We start from the raw sequence: 24,096 nt of genomic DNA on the forward strand, positions 1-24,096 counted from the left end.
TATAGCTCGCGCAGACTAACAAAGCCTTGATTTGTCTTGAGCCACCGCATCCGGCTATGCAAGAGATCCACAACCGGTGAATTGGGCTGGACGATGCACGGCATATCAGACAGGGCGCGACCGCGTATCCCGGTGCGCGGCCACGGATATCTGATCAAGGGAAAGATGGCGATATTGTCGGTGGCAAAAGCGTATCTGGGCGGATTAACCATTGCGCTGGTCGCGGCATTGCCCGCGGCCGCGCAGGACGTGGCACGCTCCGGCATGGATGCGCCGGTGATCGCCGCTCCGGCCGATTCCGGCCGTTTCGCCCCTTCGGCGGCACGGCAATACAGCGCCCCGGAGATGACCGGGTTCAACAGTTTCGCGGCCAGCGACATGGCGCCGCCGCCGCTGGACAATTTCACCCCGCCCACGCTGCCGGTGGTGGTCGAGCTGTTCACCGCGCAGGGCTGTTCCTCATGTCCTCCGGCCGATGCGATGCTGGAGACGCTGGCCGACGATCCGGGGATCCTGCCGCTGTCGCTGCATGTCGATTACTGGGATTACCTGGGCTGGGCGGACAGTTTCGCAAGCCCGGAATTCACCGCACGACAAGAGGCCTATGCCCGCGCCTCCGGCGAGCGTTCGGTCTATACCCCGCAACTCATCATCGACGGGCAGGACACGGCCGTGGCGCCGGGACCGGCGCAATTGCTGGGGCTGATCGATGCGCACCGGGCCTCGCCCGCAATGGTCAGCCTGCAGCGCGAGCAGACGCCCGACGGCGACCGGATCGAGATCGTGCCCCTGTCGGAACTGGGCGGGCCGATCGACGTGGTCCTGGTCCGCTATGCCCCGCATCGCACGGTCAGGATCAAGGCGGGGGAAAATCGCGACCGTGAAATGACTTACGTCAATGTCGTCCTGTCGCTCGACAAGCTGGCCGATTGGGATGGGCAGGCTCCGCTGCGTCTGATCGTGCGGCGGGAGGGGTTGCCCGATGACAGCTTCCCCGCCGATACCCGTCACGTCATCCTGGTGCAGGAGGAACTGGGCGGTCAGGACATGCCCGGCCCGATTCTCGCCGCGATCGGACTTGACTGAGCCCATCGCCCCGCCTCGCGAATACCGGGCCTCGGGCGGGTGAGCCGGCAGGCTTGACCGGAATTCCCTTGGATGGACATGATCGGGCAGGGCCGTGGCCCCGCGGACCTGCGGCGGAGGAAGATGGTTTGCTGGATCATATCTGCATCGGGATTGCCGATCTTGCGCGCAGCAGGCGCTTCTATGCCGCCGCCCTGGCACCCCTGGGTTACCGGATAACAGTTGAGCAGGCCGATGCCGTTGGCTTCGGCGTGGCCGAGGGCAGCCGCAGATCGCTCGATCCGGGCGGGGAGTTCTGGATCGCGTCGGGCGCGCCGGTGCCGCCTCTGCCTCATCTCGCCTTCAGCGCGGGGACGCGGCAAGAGGTCGACGCGTTCTTCCGCGCCGCGATAGGGGCAGGGGGCGGGGATAATGGCAAACCCGGCCTGCGCCCCCGCTATCACGAGAATTACTATGCCTGTTTCGTGATCGACCCGGACGGCTACAATATCGAGGCGGTTTGTCACGAGGCAGTGTGACCGAGATTCACGGCTTGGAGACCATTTACAGGGCTGTGACCGATTTTCAGGCGGCCCCGGTCCGCAAATAATCTTGCGCATTCTGCAAAATCCGGCCATCACCCCGCCATGAGCGAGTGGATCATCCAGATCGCGGGCACGCCCGAGGGCGCGCGGTTGGCATCAATCCTCGCGCTGAGCGCGGCGTTCCTGCACGCGGTGTTCGGAGCGTTGCAGAAAGGTCGCCACGACCCCTGGATCAGCCGGGCGGCGATCGATCTGAGCTATGGGCTGATCGCCCTGCCGGTGGCGCTGTTCGTGGTGCCATGGCCCTCGGCGGGGCTTTGGCCGGTGCTGTTCGGGGCGATGGCGATCCATATCGTCTACAAGATCGGGCAGGCGCAGACCTATCAGCGGGGCGCCTATACCGTCGTCTACCCGGTGGTGCGCGGCAGCGGCCCGCTTTTCACCGTGATCGCCGCCGGGGTGGTGTTCCGCGAGCATTTCAACCTGGTGCAATGGCTGGGCGTGCTGCTGCTGGTGGGCGGGATCTTCGGGCTCGCGGTCTATAACCGGATTCGCCTGACCATCGGGCGCGACACATTGGGGCCGGCGCTGGCGTGGGCGCTGGTAACCGGCGGGCTGGTGGCGCTTTATACCACCTATGATGCCTGGGGCATCCGGCTGGCGGCCGATCCGTTCACATTCCTGGCATGGTTCTTCCTGCTGGATTCCCTTTTCATGCCGCTCTGGAACCGGCGCCGCCTTGCCGCCCTGCCGAGATCCGAGATCGGGCCGCTGGCATTGCGTGGAATTGCGGGGGCTTTTGTCGCGCTGGCGAGCTTTGGATCGATCATGCTGGCCACGAGGATCGACGATGTCGGGCGGGCGGCGGTGCTGCGCGAGACCTCGACCGTCTTCGCGGCCCTTGTCGGCTGGATGATCCTGGGCGAAAAGGTGGGGCCGGTTCGCGCGGTCCTGATGGCGGTGATCGCCGCGGGCGCGGTGATTGTCGAGCTTGGGGTCTGAACCGGACCAAGGAAGGATGCGATGAAAGAGACGAAACCCTGGGTCAAACCGGCGCTGGAACTGGGACCGGTGCTGCTGTTCTTCGCCGTCTTCATGCTGTTCCGTGGCGAAGAGGTGAATCTCTTCGGGCGCGAATACGGCGCTTTCATCCTTGCCACGCTGATCTTCGTGCCGGTGCTGGCGCTGGCGACGCTGATCCAGTGGCGGCTGACCGGCAAGCTGTCGCCGATGCAGATCGCGACGCTGGTGCTGGTGGTGGTGTTCGGCGGGCTGTCGGTCTGGCTGAACGATCCGCGCTTCTTCAAGATGAAGCCGACGCTGATCTATCTGCTCTTCGCGATCATCCTCGGGGTCAGCCTGATCGCGCGCAGGAACTGGCTGCAGATGGTGTTCTCCGATGCCCTGCCGATGGATGCCGAGGGATGGCGCAAGCTGACCCTGCGCATGGCGCTGGCCTTCCTGGCGCTGGCGGTGGCGAACGAGATCGTCTGGCGGACCATGTCCGAGACCGCATGGGTCTATTTCAAGACCTTTGGCCTGCCGCTGATCCTGTTTGTCTTCCTGATGGCGAATGCGGGGCTGTTCCGGGATCACGCACTGGACAAGGATTCGGACGGGACTGAATCCTGAAGGGTCACGCCCTCAAGCCACCCATCGGGGCAGGGGGCGCCAGCAGGCGCGACCAGCGCGGCTCGATCCGGCCGGGCAGGCGGGCACGCAGCATCGGCATGGGCAACGCCCATGGCTGGCCAAGCGCGGTGCGGTAGAAATCGAACAATCCCTCGCGCAGATAGGGCGTCCAATGCGACAGGCGCAGCGGCGTGCGGTCCACCGGGAAACTCAGGTCCCGCAGCGCGTCCAGCGTGCCGCCATGATCGATCTGCAGATCGATCCAGTTGCGCCGAGGCGCGTCCAGCCCGAAACCGAGCGCCTGCCGCTGCCCATGACCCAGCCAGATCTCGATGGCGAAATCGAAAAGATCGTTTTCGCGCGAGGTGACGTTCAATATCTCTGCCCGCCGTCCCGCCGCGCTGTCCATCGCCGCGGCCGCTGCGTCGCGGAATTCGGCGCCGGTCAACAGAATCATCCGCCCGATACTGCCCGGATCGGCATGATGCAGCGCCTGCAATGCCACCCGCGCGCCCAGGGAATGCCCGATCAGCGCCACGGGCCGCGCGGCGCACTCGGCCAGTTCCGAAATGGTCCGGGCCAATGCCGCCCCAGCCTCTCCGGCCTGCCGATAGGCCCGGCCAAGGCGGCCCCGCGCTTCCCATCCGAAGGCCAGCGCCAGCCCTTCCCCGGGCAGGTCCGTGCCGAAGCCGAGCGCGCGCGGCCAGGACAGGACCCGGCGCGCGTCTGGCTGTGGGTCAAGCGCGAGGATATGGCGATGCGGGTCATTGGCGGGCTGCGAGGGCGAATAGCGATAACCATGGATCATGGCGATGATCGGCGCGCCTTCGGGCAGGGCCCGGGCCTGCTGCCGCAATCCCGGCGGCATCGCGCTATCGGCATTGAGCTTGACGACTGGCATCCATCGCTTCCCGTCCCGTCCCGACGGGGATTGGATAAGCCGATGCTGCAACAGCAGCATGACCGGAAGGTGACGGCCACATGACGGCAGGCCCGCGCCACCGGTTCGGGAGACTGGCGGATGACAGGGGCTGCGTCACCGGCCATCGCTGGATGCGACAAGCCGCGATTCGAGGGAACCGGCCCGCCCCGGCAGGTTCTGTCCACAACTGTCGCGGGAATCCTTTTCACCATTGAATTCCCCCTACCACCACCTCTATGTTGTGTTCATGCGCCGAAGCCACGCGATCGCGGGCTGAACGGCGCCCACAGTTTCGCAGCGCGGCACCTCTGCCCCAAGCTTTTGGGCGGCATGTGCCACGCGGAAAACCCCGTCTCAGGCGCGATCAACCGCACCGGGATGACGACAAGCACTGGCCCGAGCCGTCACGGTTCCGGGTCCCACAAAGGAACAGACGCGATGACGCGCGCAACGAATGGATGGAAAGGGAGAGGGCAGGCAGGCAGCCTCGCCATCCCGATCCCCATCTCAGCAGCCGCGCCCGCGCCCCAATCATGCCGCAGCTTTTCCCGGGTGATGCCCTTGGCACCGCCCGGTTCAAGCCTGCGCGAAAGACATATCAATGGCAAAAAAAATGCTGATCGATGCCACCCATGCCGAGGAAACTCGGGTGGTCGTGGTCGACGGAACCAAGGTCGAAGAATTTGATTTCGAGACTGTAAACAAGAGGCAAATCTCGGGGAATATCTATCTGGCCAAGGTGACGCGGGTCGAGCCCTCGTTGCAGGCGGCCTTCGTGGATTACGGCGGGAACCGTCACGGCTTCCTCGCCTTCGCCGAGATTCATCCGGATTACTACCAGATCCCCGCAGCCGACCGCGATGCGCTCATCGCCGAGGAACAGGCCTATGCCGAGGCGCAGGAGGCAGAGGAATCCAGCCGCGGCAGCAAGCGGCGCAGGTCGTCGTCCAAGGCGGCAAGGGCGCAGAGCGACGACGAGACCGTCAGCGCCGAGGCGCAGGCCGATGACGCCGATGAGGACAAATCCGCCGGGAATGACCAGGCGGAGGAGAACGGAGGCGAGGAAACGGACGCCACCGACAAGGATGACAGCATCGAGTCGGTCGCCGACGAGGACGTGACCGAGGAGATCCGCGTCACGAAGAAACCGCGCCCGCGCCGCTACAAGATTCAGGAGGTCATCAAGGTCCGGCAGATCATGCTGGTGCAGGTGGTCAAGGAAGAACGTGGCAACAAGGGGGCCGCGCTGACCACCTATCTGTCGCTGGCCGGCCGCTACTGCGTGCTGATGCCCAATACCGCGCGTGGCGGCGGGATCAGCCGCAAGATCACCAATGCCGCCGACCGCAAGAAACTCAAGGATATCGCCGGTGAGCTTTCGGTGCCCAAGGGCGCCGGGCTGATCATCCGCACCGCCGGCAGCCAGCGCACCCGGACCGAGATCAAGCGCGATTATGAGTATCTCCTCCGCCTGTGGGAGCAGATCCGCGATGTGACCTTCAAATCCGTCGCCCCCGCGCCGATCTACGAGGAAGGCGACCTGATCAAGCGCTCGATCCGCGATCTCTACAGCAAGGAGATCGACGAGGTGCTGGTCGAGGGCGAGCGTGGCTATCGCGTGGCCAAGGACTTCATGAAGATGATCATGCCGTCCCATGCCCGCAACGTGAAGCATTACGCGGATTCCATGCCGCTTTACGCCCGCTACCAGGTGGAAAGCTATCTTGGCGGCATGTTCAACCCGGTCGTGCAACTCAAATCCGGCGGCTATATCGTCATCGGCGTGACCGAGGCGCTGGTCGCCATCGACGTGAACTCGGGCCGGGCGACCAAGGAAGGCTCGATCGAGGACACGGCGCTCAAGACCAATCTCGAAGCCGCGACGAGGTGGCGCGGCAGCTGCGCCTGCGCGACCTTGCCGGGCTGATCGTCATCGACTTCATCGACATGGACGAGCGCAAGAACAACTCGGCCGTCGAGAAGCGCCTGAAGGACAAGCTGAAATCCGACCGGGCGCGGATCCAGGTGGGCCGCATCTCGGGCTTTGGCCTGATGGAGATGAGCCGCCAGCGCCTGCGCCCCGGCATGCTGGAATCGACCACGCAGCCTTGTGCGCATTGCCACGGCACCGGGCTGATCCGCTCGGATGACAGTCTCGCGCTCAGCATCCTGCGTGCCATCGAGGAAGAGGGCACCCGCAAGCGTTCGCGCGAGGTGCTGGTGAAGGCGCCGGTTTCGGTGGCGAATTTCCTGATGAATATCAAGCGCGAGCATATCGCCGGGATTGAGGCGCGTTACGGGCTGTCGATCCGGGTCGAGGCCGATCCGGCGCTGATCTCGCCCGATTATGCCATCGAGAAGTTCAAGACCGCGACCCGGCCGGTCGCAGAGGTCTCTCATGCGGCCCTGTCGGTCGATGCCGAGCTGATGGCCAGCATCGATGACGAGGACGAGGCTGAGCCCGTCGATCAGGAGCAGGAGCGGACCGAGCAAGGCGCCGAGCCGCGTTCTTCCGCCGAGGACGAGTCTGGCGAAGCTGGCCGCTCGCGCCGCCGCCGCCGCCGTCGCCGCCGGAAAAGCGGCGATGCTGAGGATGGCAATGGGCAGGACATGCCGAAGGACGATGTTTCGTTCTCCGGTGAGCCCCAGTCCGATGCGGCGCAGGCCCATCCGGCCCAGGGTGAAGCCGATCAGGCCGAGCCCTCTGCGGAAGCTGCTCTCGAGGGGCAGGCGGCGGAACCCGCCGAGGAAAAACCCGCCCGCCGGACACGTTCGCGGTCGCGGAGCCGCAAGAAGAGCGATGATGACAAGGAACAATCGGCATCCTTGCCCGAAGTGGTCGATCTGCGCGATCAGCCCGAGGATTCGCGAGCCGAGGAATTCCCCGAGGCGACGGTCCAGCGCGGACGCCGGTCGCGGAAACCGGCGCCCGATACGGCGGGGGAAGTTGCGGCGGAAACCATGGCTGAAGATGTGCCCGAGATCGCAGCGGTTTCCGTCGTGACGGATGAGGACATCCGCGAACCGGCCCCGGCGGTCGAAGCTGATCCGGCGCCCTCTGGTTCCGTGACCCCGGAACCCGCGCCCCAGGCTGCGGAGACGCCTGCCGCCGAGGAGAAAACCGAGACATCCGAGGCAGAGCCTGTCGCCGGGACGTCACCGAAAGAGTCCGAGATGGCCGAGACCGCAGAGGAACCCGCCCGGCCCAAGCGCCGCGGTTGGTGGTCCTTCGGCAGCTAGGCCAGTCCCGGGCGCCGGAGAAATCCGCGCCCGGTTTCCTTTGTATTTACCGGCCGATCCGCATCGCCCGGACCGCTTGCCCATCTCCCCACGAAGCTGTGACGACATGACGGCTTTCGCCGGGCGCAGCTTCGTTTAAGGTGCCTGCCATGTTTGGGATCGAACTCGCCACCGCAGCCTTCCTGCCCGCCGCCTTCGTCGCGCTGCTGGCGGGTATCCTCTCCTTCCTTTCGCCCTGCGTGCTGCCGATCGTGCCGCCCTATCTGGCCTATATGACCGGGGTGAATGTGAACGGGCTGAAAACCGGCGAACGCAGCGCCGCGCTGCCGGCATTGTTCTTCGTGCTCGGCCTGTCCACGGTTTTCCTGATCATGGGCTTCGCGGCCTCGGCCTTCGGGCGCGCCTTCCTGCAATACCAGGATGTGCTGGCCAAGGCGGCAGGTGTCACGGTGATCGTGATGGGGCTGCATTTCCTGCATGTCTTCCGCATCCCCATCCTTGACCAGGAAGCGCGGATCGAGGCGGGCAAGCAGGGTGGCGGCGCTTTCGGTGCCTATCTGCTGGGGCTGGCCTTCGCCTTTGGCTGGACGCCCTGCATCGGGCCACAGCTTGGGATGATCCTGTCGCTCGCCGCCGCCGGGGGAGAGATGTCGCGCGGAACCGGCCTGCTGGCCGTCTATGCGCTTGGACTGGGCATTCCCTTCCTGCTTGCGGCGATCTTCATCGACCGGGCCATCAGCGTGATGAACCGGATCAAGCCGCATCTGAAGCTGATCGAACGCATCATGGGCCTGCTGCTGCTGATCGTTGGCATCATGCTGCTGACCGGGGCCTTCTCGGCATTCTCCTACTGGCTGCTCGAAACCTTCCCGGGCCTTGCGCAATTGGGCTGACGGCCTCGTCGGTCGCGCAGAATCAAAGCCGCAGGTTCTTCTTCTTCATGAAAATATCCCGCGGGGGTCGCTGGCTGGAGCGCCACTGGTTCGAGAACCAGCCGGCGACGGGGGCGCGTAGCTCCCCGGCCATCGCGGGACGCAATAAACGGCCCGGTTTTCGCCTCAGCCCGCCGCCACGACCAGCAGCCAGCCGACACCGATCACGATCAGCGCCATCCCGGCCAGTTGCAGCCTTCCGGTCGTTTCCCGCAATATCCGGCCCGAGACGACCTGCGCGAAGACCACCTCGATCAGCGCCAGTGTGCGGACATTGGCGGCCGGGGTCAGCGCGAAACCGATGAACCAGAACAGCGAGGCAAAGGCTCCAAGCGCCCCCGCCGCCATCGAAACCCGCCATTCGCCCATGATCCCGCGCAGGGCGCGCCGGTCGGCGGCAAGCATCCAGGTCAGCATCGCCGCCGACTGGATCGTCAAGGTCAGGACCAGCACCGTCAGGGCGTGGATGAAATAGCCGCCCTCGGGCAGGGCGAGCAGCGCGCCGCGAAAGCCGATGGCCGAAAGCCCGAACAGTGCTCCGGCGGCGATGCCGTTCGCGATCGGCACCAGCCCCGCCCGTGACCATTTCGCGCCCGAACTCAGCACCACGCCAAGCGTCGCCAGCCCGATGGCGCCCAATCGCCCGGCACCAAGTGGCTCGGACAGGATCACCGCGCCGATCAGCGCCAGCGTGACCGGCTCGGTCTTCATCAGCGCGGTGGCGACGCCGAAACTCTGTCCGCGCATGGTCAGCAGCATGAAGGCGGTGGCGGCGATCTGCGCCCCGGCGCCCATGGCAGTGAAGCCGAGAACGGCGGCATTCGGGCGGGGGATCTCGGTGAAAGGCGACAGCAGCAGCAGGAACAGCGCCGCGAAAGGCAGGCCGAAGATGAAGCGCACCGAGGTCGCGCCAACCGTGCCAACGCGTGCGCCAAGCCCGGCCTGCGCGGCGTTCCGCCCGGTCTGGGCGATGGCCGCGATCAGCGTGGCCGCAACCCAGATCATGCGCTGCGCACCGCCTCGATCATGCGGGCGACATTGTCGGGATCGGCGTCGGGCGTGATGCCATGGCCAAGGTTGAAGATATGCGGCCCGCCGCGCAGGGCGCGGGTGATACGTTGGGCCTCTGTCTCCAGTTCCTGGCCGCCCGTGACCATATGCCGCGGGTCGAGATTGCCCTGCACGCAGCCACCGCTCTGGACATGTTCCGCCGCCCATTCGGCGCTGATCGAATTGTCCAGCGCCACGCAGTCGGCCCCGGTCGCCTTGGCAAAGCCGATATAGCGCTCCCCTGCCTCACGCGGGAAGGCGATGACGGGAATGCCCGGGTGACGCTCTTTCAATGCCGCGATGATTCGCGCGCGGGGGCGATCGCGAAATCGTCGAAATCGGCGCCCTTCAGGCTGCCGGCCCAGCTGTCGAACAGCTTGACCGCCTCGGCTCCGGCCTCGATCTGTGCCGACAGATACAGAATCGTGGCCTCGGTGATCCTCTCGATCAGTGCCGAGAATGCCGCGCGATCCGCCGCCTTGAAGGCATGGGCCGGGCCCTGGTCCGGTGTGCCACGCCCGGCGATCATGTAGGTCGCCACGGTCCAGGGAGCCCCGGCAAAGCCGATCAGCGCGGTCTCTCGCGGCAATTCGCGTGAGAGGATGCGGACGGTTTCATAGACCGGCGAAAGGCGTTCATGGATCGCCCCGGCTGGCTTCAACGCCTCGACCTGCGCCCGCGAGGTGATGGTGGACAGCCGTGGCCCCTCGCCAGTGACGAACCACAGATCGGCGCCGAGCGCTGCGGCACCAGCAGGATATCGGCAAACAGGATTGCCGCATCGAAGCCGAAACGCCGGATCGGCTGCAAGGTCACCTCGGCGGCCAATTCGGGGGAGTAGCATAGCGACAGGAAATCGCCTGCCTTTTCGCGGGTGGCCCGGTATTCGGGCAGGTAGCGTCCGGCCTGGCGCATCATCCAGATCGGTGGGGTGGGTAAGGTCTCGCCCGCAAGCGCGCGCAACAGAAGTTTGGTCATGAAGCCTCCTGTGCCCTTCATGGCCAGCAGGCGGGCGTTGTCAAGCGGCCCGCCGCCGGGTAAGCCGGAGGCATGAGTGATTTGCCCGACCCAACCCGACCGCTGAAGATCGGTACCCGCGGCTCGAAGCTGGCGCTTGCGCAGGCGCATGAGGCGCGGGCGCGCCTGATGGCCGCGCATGATCTGCCCGCCGAGGCTTTCGAAATCGTGGTGATCCGCACGACCGGGGACCGCGTGACTGACCGCCCCTTGAAAGAAATCGGCGGCAAGGGCCTGTTCACGAAGGAAATCGAAGAGGCGCTGGCGGATGGCGGCATCGATATTGCCGTGCATTCGATGAAGGACATGCCGACCGTTCAGCCCGAGGGCATGCTGATCGATTGCCTCTTGCCGCGCGAGGATGCCCGCGATGCCTTTGTCAGCCCGCATGTCGCCTCGATCGCCGATCTGCCCGAGGGCGCGGTGGTTGGCTCGTCCAGCCTGCGGCGGCGCGCGCAACTGGCGCATCTTCGGCCCGATCTGCGGCTGGTCGAATTTCGAGGAAATGTCCAGACGCGGTTGAAAAAACTGGAAGACGGTGTAGCGATGGCGACTTTCCTGGCGATGGCGGGATTACGGCGGCTGGATATGCTGCATGTCGCCCGCGCCGCCATTGATCCGGCCGAGATGCTTCCCGCCGTGGCGCAGGGCGCCATCGGGATCGAGCGGCGGATGGATGACGAGGGCGTCGCGGCGCTGCTCCGCCCGATCAATGATGTCGAGACCGGGCAGCGGATCGCAGCGGAACGGGCCTTCCTGGCCCGGCTGGACGGTTCATGCCAGACGCCGATCGCGGGCTACGCCGAATTGCAAGGTGCCCGGTTGTTCCTGCGCGGTGAAATCCTGCGCCCGGATGGCTCGCTCTCATTGTCCGCCTCGCGCGAGGGTGAGATCGCCGACGGCCCGGCGATGGGCGGGGACCTGGCCGAGGAGCTTCTGGCCGATGCGGGGCAGGGCTTTTTCGAACATCTGCCGTAAGCCTGGCTGGCCGGAACTAGGCGTCATGGAACAGCGGATCCCACGCGCGCCTGTCGGTCATTTCAAAGCCGCGGCTTATACTGCCTTCCAACGATCAGCACGCCGATCATGATCAGGATGGCGGCAAAACCGGTTACGGCCGCGAAACCCGATCCTGCCTGGATCGGGGCCATGATCACCGGACCGGCAAATACAGCCGAATAGGTCACGGCGCTGTTCAGCCCCATCACCGCGCCGCGCGCATTGGGGGCGCGCTGGTTCAATGAAACGACAAGCGCGTTCAGCCCAAGCTGGTTCAGGATGCCCCAGGCCATGGCTGCCGTGAATGCAACCGGGGGCGCCACCAGCGCGAAGCGCCAGCAGGCATAGCTGGCAGCGATGCCCAGCAGCACCAGCATGACATAGCCGCGCGTGATCCTTGGCGCGGCCAGCCCGAGTCCGATCCCGGCCAGTCCGAAGCCCAATCCATAGGCCAGCACGAAGACGCCGGTGCCTTGCGCTGAAATACCGAAGGCCCGCCGCACGCCTTCGCCAAAAAAGGCGAAGCTGCCATAGAAGGCCGCCATGTAGACGAATACCGCCGCGAGCAGCGACGCGACATGTGGCAGCCGCAATGCCCGCCAAAGAGGCGTCCGTCCGGCGATTCCGCCACGCACGCCACGCAAGGCCAGCATCAATCCCATGGAGACCAGCACGGACAATCCGGCCAGCAAGGCATAGACCATCCGCCACCCGACATGTTCGGTGACGAAGGCCGCCAGCGGCACAGCCAGCACCAGCGACAGTGCCCAGCCCGTCAATACGAGGCCAAGCCGCGCCGCCTCGCGCCCCTTTGACGCCGTTGCCGCCGCCGTCGCATAGGTGCCGGACAGAAGAATGCCGACCGCTATCCCCGCAAATGCCTGGGACAGGCAAAGCCAGATCCAGCTCTGAGCCGATCCGCTTGCCGCCTGCGCCAGTGCCATGAGCAATGCGGCTCCACCAAGCACGCGCCCGGCAGGCATGCGGTCGATCATTCCCGCCAGAGTCAGTGCCGAGACCGCTGTCGCCGCGCCGAAAGCCGAGATTGCCCAGGCAATGCGGGAAGGCTGCGTCGCCAGCCCCCGTGCCACGTCCGACAGGATCGGCGTGAGGACGAAGGCGTTCGATCCGACAAGGAGAACAGCAGAGAGTAATGCAATGGTCTGAATTTTCCGAACTGCATTCGGTAAATCTTGTGTTTCATGATATATCATGCAGTGATCTGAGCGGTTTGTCACAGATCATGCAAATGATATCCGGGGATAGAATGACGAAAACGAACGCCGTTCGGCGGAACGCGCCGCATCCCTCCGGTCTCGACCGGACGGACCGAATCCTGTTAAGGCTGCTCGCCGAGCGGGCGGACCGGTCTTATTCCGAGCTTTCGGATCTGGTCCATCTCTCGCCTCCAGCCGTGCATGAGCGCGTGAAGCGGCTGCGCCGCGACGGAATCATACGGGGAACGGTCGCGAAGCTTGACGGCGAAAAGATCGGCTGTCCGCTTCTGGCCTTCATCCATGTGACGACCGAGGGATGGGGCATGACCGAGCCGGTCCTGGCGCTGCGCAAACTGGCCGATGTCGAGGAAATCCATACAGCCACCGGCGATACCTGCCTGATCCTCAAGGTCCGCTGTTCGGGGCCATCGAGCCTTGAGCGCCTCTTGTCGCGCATACAGGAGATCAAGGGCGTGCGCGCGACGCATAGCTACGTGGCACTTGGCACCTATCTTGAACGCGGACCGATGCCGGAACTTCCCGAGCCGGGATCCGAAGGAAGCGAATGACGGGAGCGTGCTCCTGTCGATCATCGCTTCCAGCGCTCATCCCGCGTCAGGATGGTTACGAACCGGATGCCATTGCCCGGCCCGCATCCCCTGTGACCCATGGGATGCCCCACGCGAGTCATGAAAAGAGGTTCGCGTGGGGCGCGGATACCCGCATCGAGGAGGAGCGCGGGCTTGGGCTTTCCCTGTTGAACGTCGGCCCTGCCTGTCAGCGTGACCAATCGTGGTGAGGTCGATCAAGCGGGATGCCCGGCACGGAAGGGTGAATTACGAGGATGGCGCGTTTGGGCGCATCCACTTCGCTGCCTGCGCAAGGTTCGGGCACGAAAAATCCGCGCCGGAGGGGCAATGATGCCCTGTCCGATTCGCCGCACCGGGCCTGATGGTTGGTTTCTCTCTGGTCACGCGGCGGTCACAAGGCTATGAGCGGAAACATGAACGAGACATTGCCTCCATGCCCCGAGTGCTCTTCCGCCTATGTTTACCAGGTGGATGCCCTGCTCATCTGCCCGGAATGCGGACATGAATGGTCGCCGGAGGCCGAGACCGAGTCGGCGTCCGAAATCCGCGACAGCGTGGGCAATGTCCTGGCGGATGGCGACACGGTGACCGTGATCAAGGATCTGAAGGTCAAGGGATCGTCCTCGGTGGTCAAGGTGGGGACGAAAGTCCGTGGCATCAGGCTGGTTGATGGCGATCACGACATCGACTGCAAGATTCCGGGAATCGGGCAGATGGGCCTGAAATCCCAATTCGTGAAGAAAGTCTCGGAATAGCTTTGCCGCTGAAACAAGCGCCAGAGCCGATCGGAGCGGTTCGCCGGGATTCACCAGCACATCCATTCCGGTTTCGCTGATTCGAATCAGGCCGCGTCAGATTCTCGACCAGAGCATTTTGCGCTCAATCAGACCCACCCAAATACTCTTCTCTTCTTCACAAAAATATCCACGGGGGTCCGGGGGCCGTCAGCCCCCGGCGTCGCGGGACGCAACCCGCTACTGAACCTGATATACTGCAAACTGGTCTAGAGCATCTCCAGCGAGCCGGATACCGGCTTTGCAGCCGGACATGCGCAAAAGCAAAGAACTACAGCGTTTCGGCATATCAATGAAACGCCGAAACCTCGCAGGCGTATGCCGTTCTTAAGATGGGAGATTCGATCAGTCCCGGCGGACAGTTGCCACAGCCGGCGCGGCAGGCATTGCCGTCACAGCATTCCCCCCGGCCGGAGATCGGAAGGTTGCGCCGCGCGCCTCTCGACGATGAGTTGGGGGCTGCCCTTCGAGCAAGGCTCGATCCGGGCTTCGACCTCGAACACCTCCCGCACCATCTCTGCCGTCACGACCTCTGCGGTCGGCCCGCAGGCGATCATGCGCCCCTTGTCGATCACCATGGCCGCGTCGGCAAAGCGCAGGGCATAACCGATGTCGTGCAGGGCGACGATGATCAGCAACTCTTGCTCTTTCGCCAGACGTTGCAGCAATGTCAGCATGTCGATCTGCCGGCTCAGGTCGAGAGCCGAGGTGGGCTCGTCCATCAGCAGGACCCGGGGGTTTTGCACCAAGGCCTGCGCCGCGCCGATCATCTGGCGCTGCCCGCCGCTGAGATCGCCTGCGTTCCTGCTTCGCAAATGCCCGATATCCAGCACGTCCAGGACGCGCTCCACCTCGGCATGATCTTCGGGGAGGACTTTCAGCCTCCGCCCCTGCATGCGCGCCAACAGGATCGCCTCATAGACCGACAGGACCGGGCGCGAGCCGTTGTCCTGCGGCATATATGCGATCGGGTTGGGGCTGTCGGTGCCGTCGATGTGAACCGTGCCGCTGCCCGGAAGCAGCCCGAAGATCCGCCGGAACAAGGTCGATTTTCCTGCGGCATTCGGCCCCAGAAGGGCGACCAGCTGTCCTCCGGTCAGGGGCGGGGTCGATATGCCCGAAAGGACCTGGTTACCGCCATAGGCCGCGCCAAGATCCTGAAGCTGCAAGCTTACCATGTCGCAACCCTTCGGTTGAGGATCAGATACAGGAAGAACGGAATCCCGACGATCGCGGTCACGATGCCGATGGGAATCACGGTGCCGGGAATGATCATCTTCGAGCAGATCGAACCGATGGACAGGATGAGCGCGCCGGACAGCGCGGTGCCCGGAAGCAGGAAGCGCTGATCCTCGCCCAGCAGCATCCGGGCGATATGTGGACCGACGAGCCCGATGAAGCCGATTGTCCCCACGAAAGACACCGAGATCGAGGCAAGCAGGCTGACGATCAGCAGCACTTCCAGCCGCAAGCTGCGCAATCTCACGCCCATGCTTTCCGCCTTTGCATCGCCAAGCCGCATCGCGGTGAGTGCCCAGCCCCTCCGCGCCAGAAGCGGCAGGGCAATCACCAGCACTGAAAGTGAAATCCACAATTTTGGCCAGGTCGCCTTGGTCAGGCTGCCCATGGTCCAGAACACCACCGCCGCGACCGCCTGCTGGCTGGCAAAAAACTGGATCAGCGACATCAGCGCGTTGAAGATGAAGACAAGCGCGATGCCGAGCAGCACGATGGTCTCGCTCGTGACTCCGCGGCGCAGGCTCAGACCGTAGATCGCCATGGAGGTCAGCATCGCCATCAGGAAGGCATTGACCGGGACGACGTAATCCACGGCAAAGGGAAAGATGACCACGCCGAAGGCAAGCGCCAGGGCCGCACCAAAGCCCGCCCCGGCCGAGATTCCCAGTGTGAAAGGGCTGGCCAGCGGATTGTTGAGGATGGTCTGCATCTGCATCCCGGCGACGGAAAGGCTTGCCCCGACGACAAGCGCCATCAGCGCCACCGGCATGCGGATTTCCCACAGGATGACCCGCAACTGCTCATCGACCTGAGAGGGCCAAAGCAGTGCCTCGACCACCTGCCCCAATCCATAACGTGCAGGTCCGAGCGCGAGATCGACGCATAAGCTGAATGCCAGGGCCGTGGCCAATGCGACAAGGATGAGCTGCCGGCGAATGACGAGGGCGCGATAGAAATCGCGCCCCGCCTGTGCCTGCTCTCCGATATCGGCCTTACTGCTCATCAAGCGAGACCCAGTAGCCGGGCCGATACGGCACCGGCAGGAATCGTTCGTGCAATTCCTTCAATGTGGCTTCGGGGTCGAGATCGGCGAACAGGTCGGGATGCAGCCATTTGGCGATCCGCTGGACCGCAACGAAGTAATAGGGATTATCGTAGAACTGGTGCCAGATGGCATGGAACTGACCGTTTTCGACCGCGCCGATTCCGGTCATGGCGGTGCGATGGGTCAGCGCTTCCAGCTTGGTGCGGGCGGCTTCCATGTCCGAACCGGGGCCGACGCCGACCCAGGCACCGCCGGGCACATAGGCTTCCCACTGACCGCCGGTCACGATGACCTGATCGGGATTCGCGGCGATGATCTGCTCGGGGTTCAATGTGCCGAACGTGGTGGGCAGGATATCCTTGGCGATATTGGTGCCGCCCGCGATCTCTACATATTCCCCGAAATTGCCGTTGCCGAAGGTCATGCAGCAATCCTCGGAATAACCGCCAGCACGATCGACGAAGACCGAGGGGCGCTCGAATTCGGCCTTGGCCAGAACATCCGTCACCCGCGCCATCTGCTCCTCGACATAGGCGATATATTCCTCGGCCTTTTCTTCCTGACCGATCAGCTTGCCCATGATCCGCATCGATTCGATGCTGTGAGCCACCGGGTCCTCGCGGAAATCGACATAAACGATGGGGATGTCCAGCTCGGCCAGCTTGTCGTCATAGCCCGCATCCTCGGTTGCTGCCCGGGATTCCAGGTTCATAAGCACCACGTCCGGCTTGAGCGCGGCAGCCTGCTCGACATCGAAAGTGCCGTCCTTGAACCCACCGAATGTGGGCAAATCCTTCAGTTCGGGAAACTTCTCGGCATAGGCGGCATAGCTGTCGGGATCGGCTTGCAGCAGATCCTCTCTCCAGCCGACGACGCGGGCAAACGGCGTCTCACGCTCCAACGCGCCGAGCAGATAGATCTGCCGTCCTTCGCCCAGGATGATCCGGTCGGCCGGCGCGTCCACGGTGACCTCGCGACCGGTGATATCCGTGATCGTGAGAGGCTCCGCGATCGCGACAAGCGAGGTTGCCGGAAGAAGGATCGCCGCGAATGCAGTAAGGCGAGCAAGCATGGGGATGTCCGTAGCTAAAGTTTCGGATATGCAATCCGCGCCTATGAAAGCCTATAGAAAGAGTCAAGTAAAATGCCGGATAACGATATGTCGGCGAAAGGCCGGGGGCAGGGTAATGGTCCGGGCGACCCGGCCGGATCGGGGCGATCCCGACGCCGCAGCCCGGCGCGGGGCAGGTGCCCTGTTCTCGGAGGAAAACGCGGCGCTGCCGTGCTGCTGGCGTTGTTTGGGGGCCGAGGCCCGACGAGACGGGCGTGGTCCCGTTCGCTTCGGCAAGGTGGATCGATCTCGTTGTTCCGTTTTGCAACGGGACAGGGGCAGAGCACCTGAATGCAAGGGTATATCAGCAATTGCTGGGGATTGAGTGGTGCGGGTGGAGGGACTTGAACCCCCACGCCTTGCGGCGCCAGAACCTAAATCTGGTGCGTCTACCAATTTCGCCACACCCGCAACGGACGTCCTCTTAGCAAAGGTGGATGTCGGGTGCGAGAGGAATTTCGCTACTTCTCGTTGGGCAGGGCATAGGCGCCGATCTTGCTGGTGGCCAGTCCGGAACCCACCAGCGCTTCGGCGAATTTCGTGGCGACGGTCACGCCGTCGATTACCGGCACCCCGGTTTCCCGGCTCAGCCATTCCGTCAGGTCGGACATCCCCGCGCAGCCCAGCACCACCGCCTCGCATCCGTCCTCGTCGATGGCGCGCAGGATCTCGTCGCGGACCAGTTGGCGGGTATTCGAGCCCGGTTCCTCCAGCGCCAGCACCGGGATCTCGGCCGAACGGACGCGGCGGCAGAGATGGTCAAGCCCATATTGACGCACCAATGCCTCGATGATCGGGACCGAGCGGGGCAGGGTCGTCACGATCGAGAAGGAGGTGGCGATCATGCTGGCCGCCTTCACCCCGGCCTCGCAGATACCCAGCACCGGGCCGGTCGCGATCTCGCGGCATGCCCCGATGGCCGGGTCGTCGAAACAGGCGACGATGATGGCGTCGGCCCCGGCCGTCTCGGCGGCCTGCACCTCGCGCAGCAGATGGGCAGCACAGATTGCCTCGTCGAAATGCCCCTCGATACTGGCCGGGGCGCCATGGGCCGTGCGGCCCTCGATCTCGACGGCATCACCCGCCACGGCCCTGGCCGCGATGGTGACCTTGTCCGTCATCGATTGGGTGGAGTTGGGATTGATAACAACCAGTTTCATGCGATGGCTCCTCGGATTCCGTCATTGATAACATAAATTGTTAACAATCAAAGCGAATAGTTGTGCGGGGCAAAGCGATGCGGGATTTGAGCTGATTTGAATAAAAACAGTGGCATACTTTGTTCGCATCATCGAAAAATCTATGTGATGCGCCGAAATTCACCCATGTTAAAGACCAATCACACCTCATCTTGCCAACAAAGATTGTGAACAAAACGGTTGACAATTGTCAAGATAACTTCATTCTTGGGGGTAAGGACGAGAAGGGGGAAATCCATGAACAAGGCATTTCTGGGGGCATCGCTGGCTGTCATGATCTCGCATGGCGGTATCGCCATGGCCGAGAATGTACTGCGGTGGGGTGCTGCGCGGGATATCTATTCACTCGATCCCTATTCCCTTGGCTCGACCTCCAACCTGGCATTCCTGAACCATATTTACGAAGGACTGGTGCGCTATACCCCGGATTTCGAGGTCGAGCCCGCCCTGGCCGAAAGCTGGGAACTGATCGGCCCCGCGACATGGCGGTTCCATCTGCGCAAGGGCGTTACCTTCCAGAACGGGGCAGGGTTCAATGCCGATGACGTGCTGGCCTCGATGAAACGGGTCAGCGATCCCGAATCGCCCTTGCGCGGCAATATCCCGACCTATGTGAGCACGACGAAGATCGACGATTACACGGTCGATATCGAAACCACGTCGGGCAGCTCGCTGTTTCTGCGCGACATGACGAATATCTTCATGTTCGACGCGGGCTGGCTGAAGGACAACGATGCCGAAGCTCCGACCAGCGTGGGTGCCCAGACCGAGAATTTCGCGACCTACAATACCAACGGAACCGGTCCGTTCATGCTGGAAAGCCGGGTGCCCGACAGTGAAACCGTGCTGGTCGTCAACGAGGGCTGGTGGGATGAGCCGAAGCATGATCTCGACCGCATCGAGTTCACGCCGATCACTTCTGCACCGACGCGGGTGGCGGCGCTGCTTTCGGGTGAGATCGACCTGACCGAGTCGGTGCCGGTCCAGGACCTGGAACGTGTCGGGGCCAGCCCGGAGATCGAGGTGATCCAGCGCAGCGACCTGCGCACGGTGATGCTGTCCTTCAATCGCCGCGAGACGCTGGCGGATGGTCGCCCCAACCCGTTCAACGACCTGCGCCTGCGACAGGCGATCGACATGGCCGTGGACCGCGAGTTGATCGGCAAGCGGATCATGCGCGGCAAGGCCCATATCGCAGGAACCATGGTCGCGCCCGAGATTCCCGGCTATGATGCCGATCTGGACCTGCCGACGCCTTATGATCCCGACAAGGCCCGTGCGCTGATCGAGGAAGCCGGGCTGACCGGCACCGAATTCACCCTGACCTGCGCCAATGACGAGACGGTGAACGAAGAGTCCATGTGCCAGGCCGTCGTATCGATGCTGACGCGCGTGGGGCTTGCGCCTCGGCTGGATATCGGCCCGCGCGCAGTGCAATCGCCCAAGCGTTCCAGCGGCAAGGCCGACATGTTCATCACCAGCTGGGCCAATGAGCCGACGCTGGATGCCTATTCGCTGCTGGTGCAGGTGCTTTCAAGTGCCGACGAGGCACAGGGCGTGGCGAATTACGGTGATTGGTCCTATCCTGAAATCGACGAGCTCACCACGCAGATCAGCGTCGAGACCGACGAGGCCAGGCGTCTGGAGCTGGAACGCGAGGCGCTGAGGATCGCGAAGGACGAGGTGGTCCTGGTTCCATTGTACCAGCAGCCGATGGCCTGGGCGACGGGCGACGGGATATCCGAGGTGACAATCCGGGCCGACAACAAGCCGCGTCACTGGCTGACCCGCATGGGTGAGTGACCGGCGGGCAAGGAAACCAGGCGATCCGGCCGGAGAAGCGGGACGCCGAGACAAGATCAACATGGGAGTAACAGATGAAACCGATACAAGCCGGATTACTGGCCACGGCGGCGATGATGACGGCCATGTCCGTCCAGGCAGAGACGCTTCGTTGGGGGGCGGCCCGCGACATATACTCGCTGGATCCCTATTCCTACGGCGACAGCTATACCATCGCCTTCATGAACCATGTCTACGAGGCGCTGGTCCGCTATGACGAGAACCTTGAAATCGAGGGCGCGCTGGCCACGGAATGGGAGACCGTGTCTCCCTCGGTCTGGCGCTTCCACCTGCGCGAAGGGGTCACCTTCCAGGATGGCGCCGAATTCACTGCCGATGACGTGATCGCCTCGCTGACCCGCGTCAGCGATCCGGCATCGCCGCTCAAGGGCAATCTGCCGGCCTATAAATCCGCGACCAAGGTCGATGATCACACGGTCGATATCGAATTGACCGGTCCTTATCCGCTCTTGCTGAACGATCTCACCAATATCCTGATCTTCGATGCGGATTGGCTGAAGGACAACGATGCCGAGAAGCCAAGCGACGCCGCCGCCGGTGTCGAGAATTACGCCACCAACAATGCCAACGGAACCGGGCCTTTCATCGTCGAAAGCCGCACCCCGGACGCCAAGACGGTCCTGGTGCGCAACGAAGACTGGTGGGATGAGCCGCAACATAATATCGACCGGATCGAGTTCACGCCCATCACCTCGGCCCCGACGCGCGTGGCGGCGCTGCTGTCCGGAGAGATCAATTTCACCGAGGAGGCGCCGGTCCAGGACCTTGAACGGCTCGCGGCGGCACCCGGCGTGACATTGCAGGAGACGCCCAGCCTGCGGACCATCATGTTCGGCTTCAACCGCAAGCCGGAGCTGGAGGACGGGCGCGAAAACCCCTTTAACGACCTGCATGTGCGCCAGGCCTTCGACATTGCCATTGATCGCGACCTGCTGGCCAAGCGCGTGTTCCGCGGCAAGTCGCGCCCATCGGGCTCGATGGTCGCGCCCGAGATCCCCGGCTATGCCGAGGCGCTGGACGCCTATCCCGCCGCCGATCCCGAAAAGGCCCGCGCGCTGCTGGCCGAAGCCGGGCATGAGGGGCTGGAATTCAGCCTGGTCTGCACCAATGACGCCTATGTCAATGACGAGGAACTGTGCCGCGCCGTGGTCTCGATGCTCAGCCGCGCGGGCTTCAAGCCAACCCTGGATTCCGCGCCGCAGGCATTGCAGACGCCCAAGCGGGCAGGGGGCAAGTCGGATGTCTATATCATCGGTTGGGCGACCCTGCCGATGATGGATGCCTATTCGGTCCTGCAACAGATCATCCATACCAAGGGCGAGGCCTGGGGTGTGTTCAACTGGGGCGAATGGTCCTATCCCGAGATCGACAAGCTGATCGAACAGGCTTCGACGGAAATGGACCGCGACAAGCGGCTGGCGATCGAGACCGAGGCGCTGCAAATGGCCAAGGACGAGCTGGTGATGCTGCCGCTCTATCAGCAGCCGATGGCCTGGGCGATGTCCGAAAAGGTCGAATCGGTAGTGCAGAATCCGGACAACAAGGCTCGCCACTGGCTGACCCGTCTGGCCGAGTGATCCCGGCGGCGGCATGGCCCTGGGGTCATGCCGCGAAACCCACCGGGCCGGACTGATCCGGCCCGCAACATCACGGACATGAGTAGGCACTGATGCTGGTCTTCATCCTAAAGCGTCTCGTCAATGCGATTTTCGTCATGCTGGCCGTGGCGTTCCTGGCCTTCGCGATCTTCCAGGTCGCGGGCGATCCGGTCGAGATGCTGGCCAATGAGCAAATGTCGCAGGCCGACCGCGACGCCCTGCGCGACCGCATGGGGCTGAACGATCCCATGCCGGTGCAATTCCTGCGCTTCGTCGGCAATGCCGCACAGGGCGATTTCGGCATGTCCTACCGCAACAACCAGGACGTGATCGGGCTGATCGCCGAGCGGTTCCCCGCCACCATGGAACTGGTGCTGGTCGCTACGCTGATCTCGCTCGTGGTGGGCATTCCCCTGGGGATCCTGACGGCGATCGGGCGCGGACGATGGTATGCCGAGGGGTTGCAATTCCTGTCGATCATCGGAGTCTCGCTGCCCAGTTTCGTGGTCGGCATCATGCTGATCCTGGTCTTTTCGGTCATATTGGGCTGGTCGCCCTCATTCGGACGCGGCGAGGTCATCGATTTCGGATGGTGGAGCACCGGGCTGCTGACCCCCTCTGGGCGCGAGGCCCTGGTCCTGCCGGCGATTTCCTTGTCGCTTTACCAGATCACGCTGATCATGCGCCTGGTCCGGGCCGAGATGCTCGAGGTGCTGCGCACCGATTTCATCAAATTCGCACGGGCCCGCGGGATACCCCGGCGGCGGATCTGGTTCCGCCATGCGCTTCGCAATTGCCTGATGCCAGTGGTCACCATGACGGCGATGAATGTGGGCGTGCTGATCGCCTTCGCGCTGATCACCGAGACGGTGTTCCAGTGGCCGGGAATGGGGATGCTGTTCATCCAGGCGGTGACCTTCCTCGATTTCCCCGTCATGGCCGCCTATCTGGTCATCATCTCCTTCATCTTCGTGGTGCTGAACACGGCGGTCGATATCAGCTACGCGATCATCGATCCGCGCCTGCGCAGCGCAAGGTAGAGCCCTTATCATGTCCCAGCAGCAGAACCAGCTTTCCAGCATGACCCCGGTCCCGAGCGACGAACCCACGGCCTCTCCGCAGGATACGGGCAAGCGCGGCAAATGGCGGGACGGGGAGATCTACCAATCCTTCCGCAGGCGTCCGGCGACGATCGGGGCGGCGATATTGCTCCTGTTCCTGATCGCGACGGCTTTCCTGTCGCCACTCTTCGTGCCGCAAAATCCCTATGATGCGGCGCAACTCGACCTGTTGAATGCCGAGATCCCGCCGATCTGGCAGGCGGACGGCCAATGGCCCTTCATCCTCGGCACCGATACGCAGGGGCGCGACGTGCTGTCGGCGATCCTCTACGGCTCGCGCGTGTCGATCGTCATCGGCGTTGCCGCGGTGCTGCTGTCGCTGATCGTCGGTATCACCTTCGGCCTGCTGGCCGGGTATTACGGCGGCATCATCGACACGCTGCTGATGCGGCTTGGCGATGTGCTCCTGTCGATCCCGACCATCCTGGTGGCGATCCTGGTCAGCTCGCTGGCCCGGCAGGCGCTGCCCGCATCATTGCGCGATGTCGGCGCGGCAGGGGTGCTGGTGCTGGCGATCGTGCTGTCGTCATGGGTGCAATATGCCCGCACCGTCCGCGCACAGGCCTCGGTCGAGCGCGAGAAGGAATATGTCCTTGCCGCGCGCGTGCTGCATGTCCCGAACCGCCGGATCATGCTGGGCCATATCCTGCCCAACACGCTCACCCCGATCTTCGTCGCCGCGACGCTGAATTTCGGCATGGCGATCCTGACCGAGGCGACGCTGTCCTTCCTGGGCATCGGCATGCCCCCGGGCCAGCCCAGCCTCGGCACGCTGATCCGCTTGGGCAATGACTACCTGTTCTCGGGAAGCTGGTGGATCGTGGTCTTCCCGGTGATGCAATTGTCGTTCCTGGTGGTGACCGTCAACATGATCGGCGACTGGCTGCGCGATGCGCTCAATCCGAAACTGAGGTAAG

The 24,096-nt window shown here is 63.7% G+C and carries 19 protein-coding genes, 1 tRNA gene and 2 pseudogenes; 13 read left to right on the top strand and 9 right to left on the bottom strand.

The features are described 5' to 3' along the window. Positions 1–165 precede the first annotated feature (165 nt). The 4 genes from A7A09_RS04445 (at position 166) to A7A09_RS04460 (ending at position 3,242) form a co-directional block, all read left to right on the top strand. A complete protein-coding gene (locus A7A09_RS04445) occupies positions 166–1,086 on the top strand; it encodes a DUF1223 domain-containing protein (RefSeq protein WP_170167013.1) in 921 nt (306 codons plus the stop codon). Positions 1,087–1,214: 128 nt separating this feature from the next. Further along, on the top strand, positions 1,215–1,604 hold the full coding sequence (locus A7A09_RS04450) for a VOC family protein (protein ID WP_106690446.1): 390 nt from the start codon (positions 1,215–1,217) through the stop codon (positions 1,602–1,604). A gap of 108 nt (positions 1,605–1,712) precedes the next feature. Further along, positions 1,713–2,612 carry an EamA family transporter gene (locus A7A09_RS04455; protein WP_106690261.1) on the top strand — a complete coding sequence of 300 codons (900 nt, stop codon included), beginning with the start codon at positions 1,713–1,715 and terminating at the stop codon, positions 2,610–2,612. Positions 2,613–2,633: 21 nt separating this feature from the next. Continuing rightward, complete coding sequence (locus A7A09_RS04460; RefSeq protein WP_106690262.1) at positions 2,634–3,242, top strand: inner membrane-spanning protein YciB; 609 nt, start codon at positions 2,634–2,636, stop codon at positions 3,240–3,242. A gap of 4 nt (positions 3,243–3,246) precedes the next feature. On the opposite strand, the gene A7A09_RS04465 is transcribed toward A7A09_RS04460, so the two are convergent. Next, positions 3,247–4,143: a DUF726 domain-containing protein gene (locus tag A7A09_RS04465; RefSeq protein WP_106690263.1), complete on the bottom strand. Its 897-nt coding sequence runs from the start codon at positions 4,141–4,143 to the stop codon at positions 3,247–3,249. Positions 4,144–4,765: 622 nt separating this feature from the next. Here A7A09_RS04465 and A7A09_RS04470 point away from each other — a divergent pair. Beyond that, positions 4,766–7,404, top strand: a pseudogene (locus tag A7A09_RS04470) (Rne/Rng family ribonuclease). 149 nt (positions 7,405–7,553) lie between these two features. Next, the gene (locus tag A7A09_RS04475) at positions 7,554–8,297 is read left to right on the top strand and encodes a cytochrome c biogenesis CcdA family protein (RefSeq protein ID WP_106690264.1); all 744 of its coding nucleotides are present in this window, start codon (positions 7,554–7,556) and stop codon (positions 8,295–8,297) included. A 165-nt stretch (positions 8,298–8,462) separates the two neighbouring features. Here the strand turns inward: A7A09_RS04475 and A7A09_RS04480 are convergent, their stop codons facing one another. Further along, positions 8,463–9,341: an EamA family transporter gene (locus A7A09_RS04480; protein ID WP_106690265.1), complete on the bottom strand. Its 879-nt coding sequence runs from the start codon at positions 9,339–9,341 to the stop codon at positions 8,463–8,465. Continuing rightward, positions 9,338–10,364, bottom strand: a pseudogene (hemE, locus tag A7A09_RS04485) (uroporphyrinogen decarboxylase). The gene A7A09_RS04480 and the pseudogene hemE overlap by 4 nt, the downstream one beginning before the upstream one ends. Before the next feature lie 72 nt (positions 10,365–10,436). On the opposite strand from hemE, the gene hemC reads away from it, so the two are divergent. Further along, positions 10,437–11,381 (top strand): hydroxymethylbilane synthase, encoded by a 945-nt coding sequence (hemC, locus tag A7A09_RS04490; RefSeq protein ID WP_106690266.1) that lies wholly within the window; start codon positions 10,437–10,439, stop codon positions 11,379–11,381. A gap of 62 nt (positions 11,382–11,443) precedes the next feature. Here hemC and A7A09_RS04495 read toward each other — a convergent pair whose 3' ends face one another. After that, a complete protein-coding gene (locus A7A09_RS04495; protein WP_106690267.1) occupies positions 11,444–12,616 on the bottom strand; it encodes an MFS transporter in 1,173 nt (390 codons plus the stop codon). 53 nt (positions 12,617–12,669) lie between these two features. On the opposite strand from A7A09_RS04495, the gene A7A09_RS04500 reads away from it, so the two are divergent. Further along, positions 12,670–13,188: an Lrp/AsnC family transcriptional regulator gene (locus tag A7A09_RS04500; RefSeq protein WP_106690268.1), complete on the top strand. Its 519-nt coding sequence runs from the start codon at positions 12,670–12,672 to the stop codon at positions 13,186–13,188. Between the two features lie 434 nt (positions 13,189–13,622). Then, complete coding sequence (locus tag A7A09_RS04505; RefSeq protein ID WP_106690447.1) at positions 13,623–13,964, top strand: zinc ribbon domain-containing protein YjdM; 342 nt, start codon at positions 13,623–13,625, stop codon at positions 13,962–13,964. A 431-nt stretch (positions 13,965–14,395) separates the two neighbouring features. Here A7A09_RS04505 and A7A09_RS04510 read toward each other — a convergent pair whose 3' ends face one another. The 5 genes from A7A09_RS04510 to A7A09_RS04530 all read right to left on the bottom strand — a co-directional run bounded on the left by A7A09_RS04510 (position 14,396) and on the right by A7A09_RS04530 (position 18,558). Further along, positions 14,396–15,181, bottom strand: coding sequence for an ABC transporter ATP-binding protein (locus A7A09_RS04510; RefSeq protein ID WP_106690269.1), 786 nt, complete (start codon positions 15,179–15,181; stop codon positions 14,396–14,398). Next, positions 15,175–16,245 carry a FecCD family ABC transporter permease gene (locus A7A09_RS04515; RefSeq protein ID WP_106690270.1) on the bottom strand — a complete coding sequence of 357 codons (1,071 nt, stop codon included), beginning with the start codon at positions 16,243–16,245 and terminating at the stop codon, positions 15,175–15,177. The genes A7A09_RS04510 and A7A09_RS04515 overlap by 7 nt, the downstream gene beginning before the upstream one ends. Beyond that, on the bottom strand, positions 16,235–17,359 hold the full coding sequence (locus tag A7A09_RS04520) for an ABC transporter substrate-binding protein (protein ID WP_106690271.1): 1,125 nt from the start codon (positions 17,357–17,359) through the stop codon (positions 16,235–16,237). Before A7A09_RS04520 ends, A7A09_RS04515 begins: the two co-directional genes overlap by 11 nt. Positions 17,360–17,724: 365 nt before the next feature. Then, positions 17,725–17,809: transfer RNA gene (locus A7A09_RS04525), tRNA-Leu, on the bottom strand. A gap of 50 nt (positions 17,810–17,859) precedes the next feature. Then, positions 17,860–18,558, bottom strand: coding sequence for an aspartate/glutamate racemase family protein (locus A7A09_RS04530; RefSeq protein WP_106690272.1), 699 nt, complete (start codon positions 18,556–18,558; stop codon positions 17,860–17,862). A gap of 276 nt (positions 18,559–18,834) precedes the next feature. Here A7A09_RS04530 and A7A09_RS04535 point away from each other — a divergent pair, with 276 nt between their 5' ends. The 4 genes from A7A09_RS04535 to A7A09_RS04550 all read left to right on the top strand — a co-directional run bounded on the left by A7A09_RS04535 (position 18,835) and on the right by A7A09_RS04550 (position 24,095). Then, positions 18,835–20,400: an ABC transporter substrate-binding protein gene (locus A7A09_RS04535; protein WP_106690273.1), complete on the top strand. Its 1,566-nt coding sequence runs from the start codon at positions 18,835–18,837 to the stop codon at positions 20,398–20,400. A 74-nt stretch (positions 20,401–20,474) separates the two neighbouring features. Further along, a complete protein-coding gene (locus A7A09_RS04540) occupies positions 20,475–22,037 on the top strand; it encodes an ABC transporter substrate-binding protein (RefSeq protein ID WP_106690274.1) in 1,563 nt (520 codons plus the stop codon). Positions 22,038–22,129: 92 nt separating this feature from the next. After that, positions 22,130–23,098: an ABC transporter permease gene (locus tag A7A09_RS04545; protein WP_106690275.1), complete on the top strand. Its 969-nt coding sequence runs from the start codon at positions 22,130–22,132 to the stop codon at positions 23,096–23,098. 10 nt (positions 23,099–23,108) lie between these two features. Further along, positions 23,109–24,095, top strand: coding sequence for an ABC transporter permease (locus A7A09_RS04550; RefSeq protein ID WP_245999131.1), 987 nt, complete (start codon positions 23,109–23,111; stop codon positions 24,093–24,095). The last annotated feature ends 1 nt before the right edge of the window (position 24,096 follow it).

Origin of the sequence: Paracoccus methylarcula, assembly GCF_003007735.2 — a bacterium.
GTDB lineage: Bacteria > Pseudomonadota > Alphaproteobacteria > Rhodobacterales > Rhodobacteraceae > Paracoccus > Paracoccus methylarcula.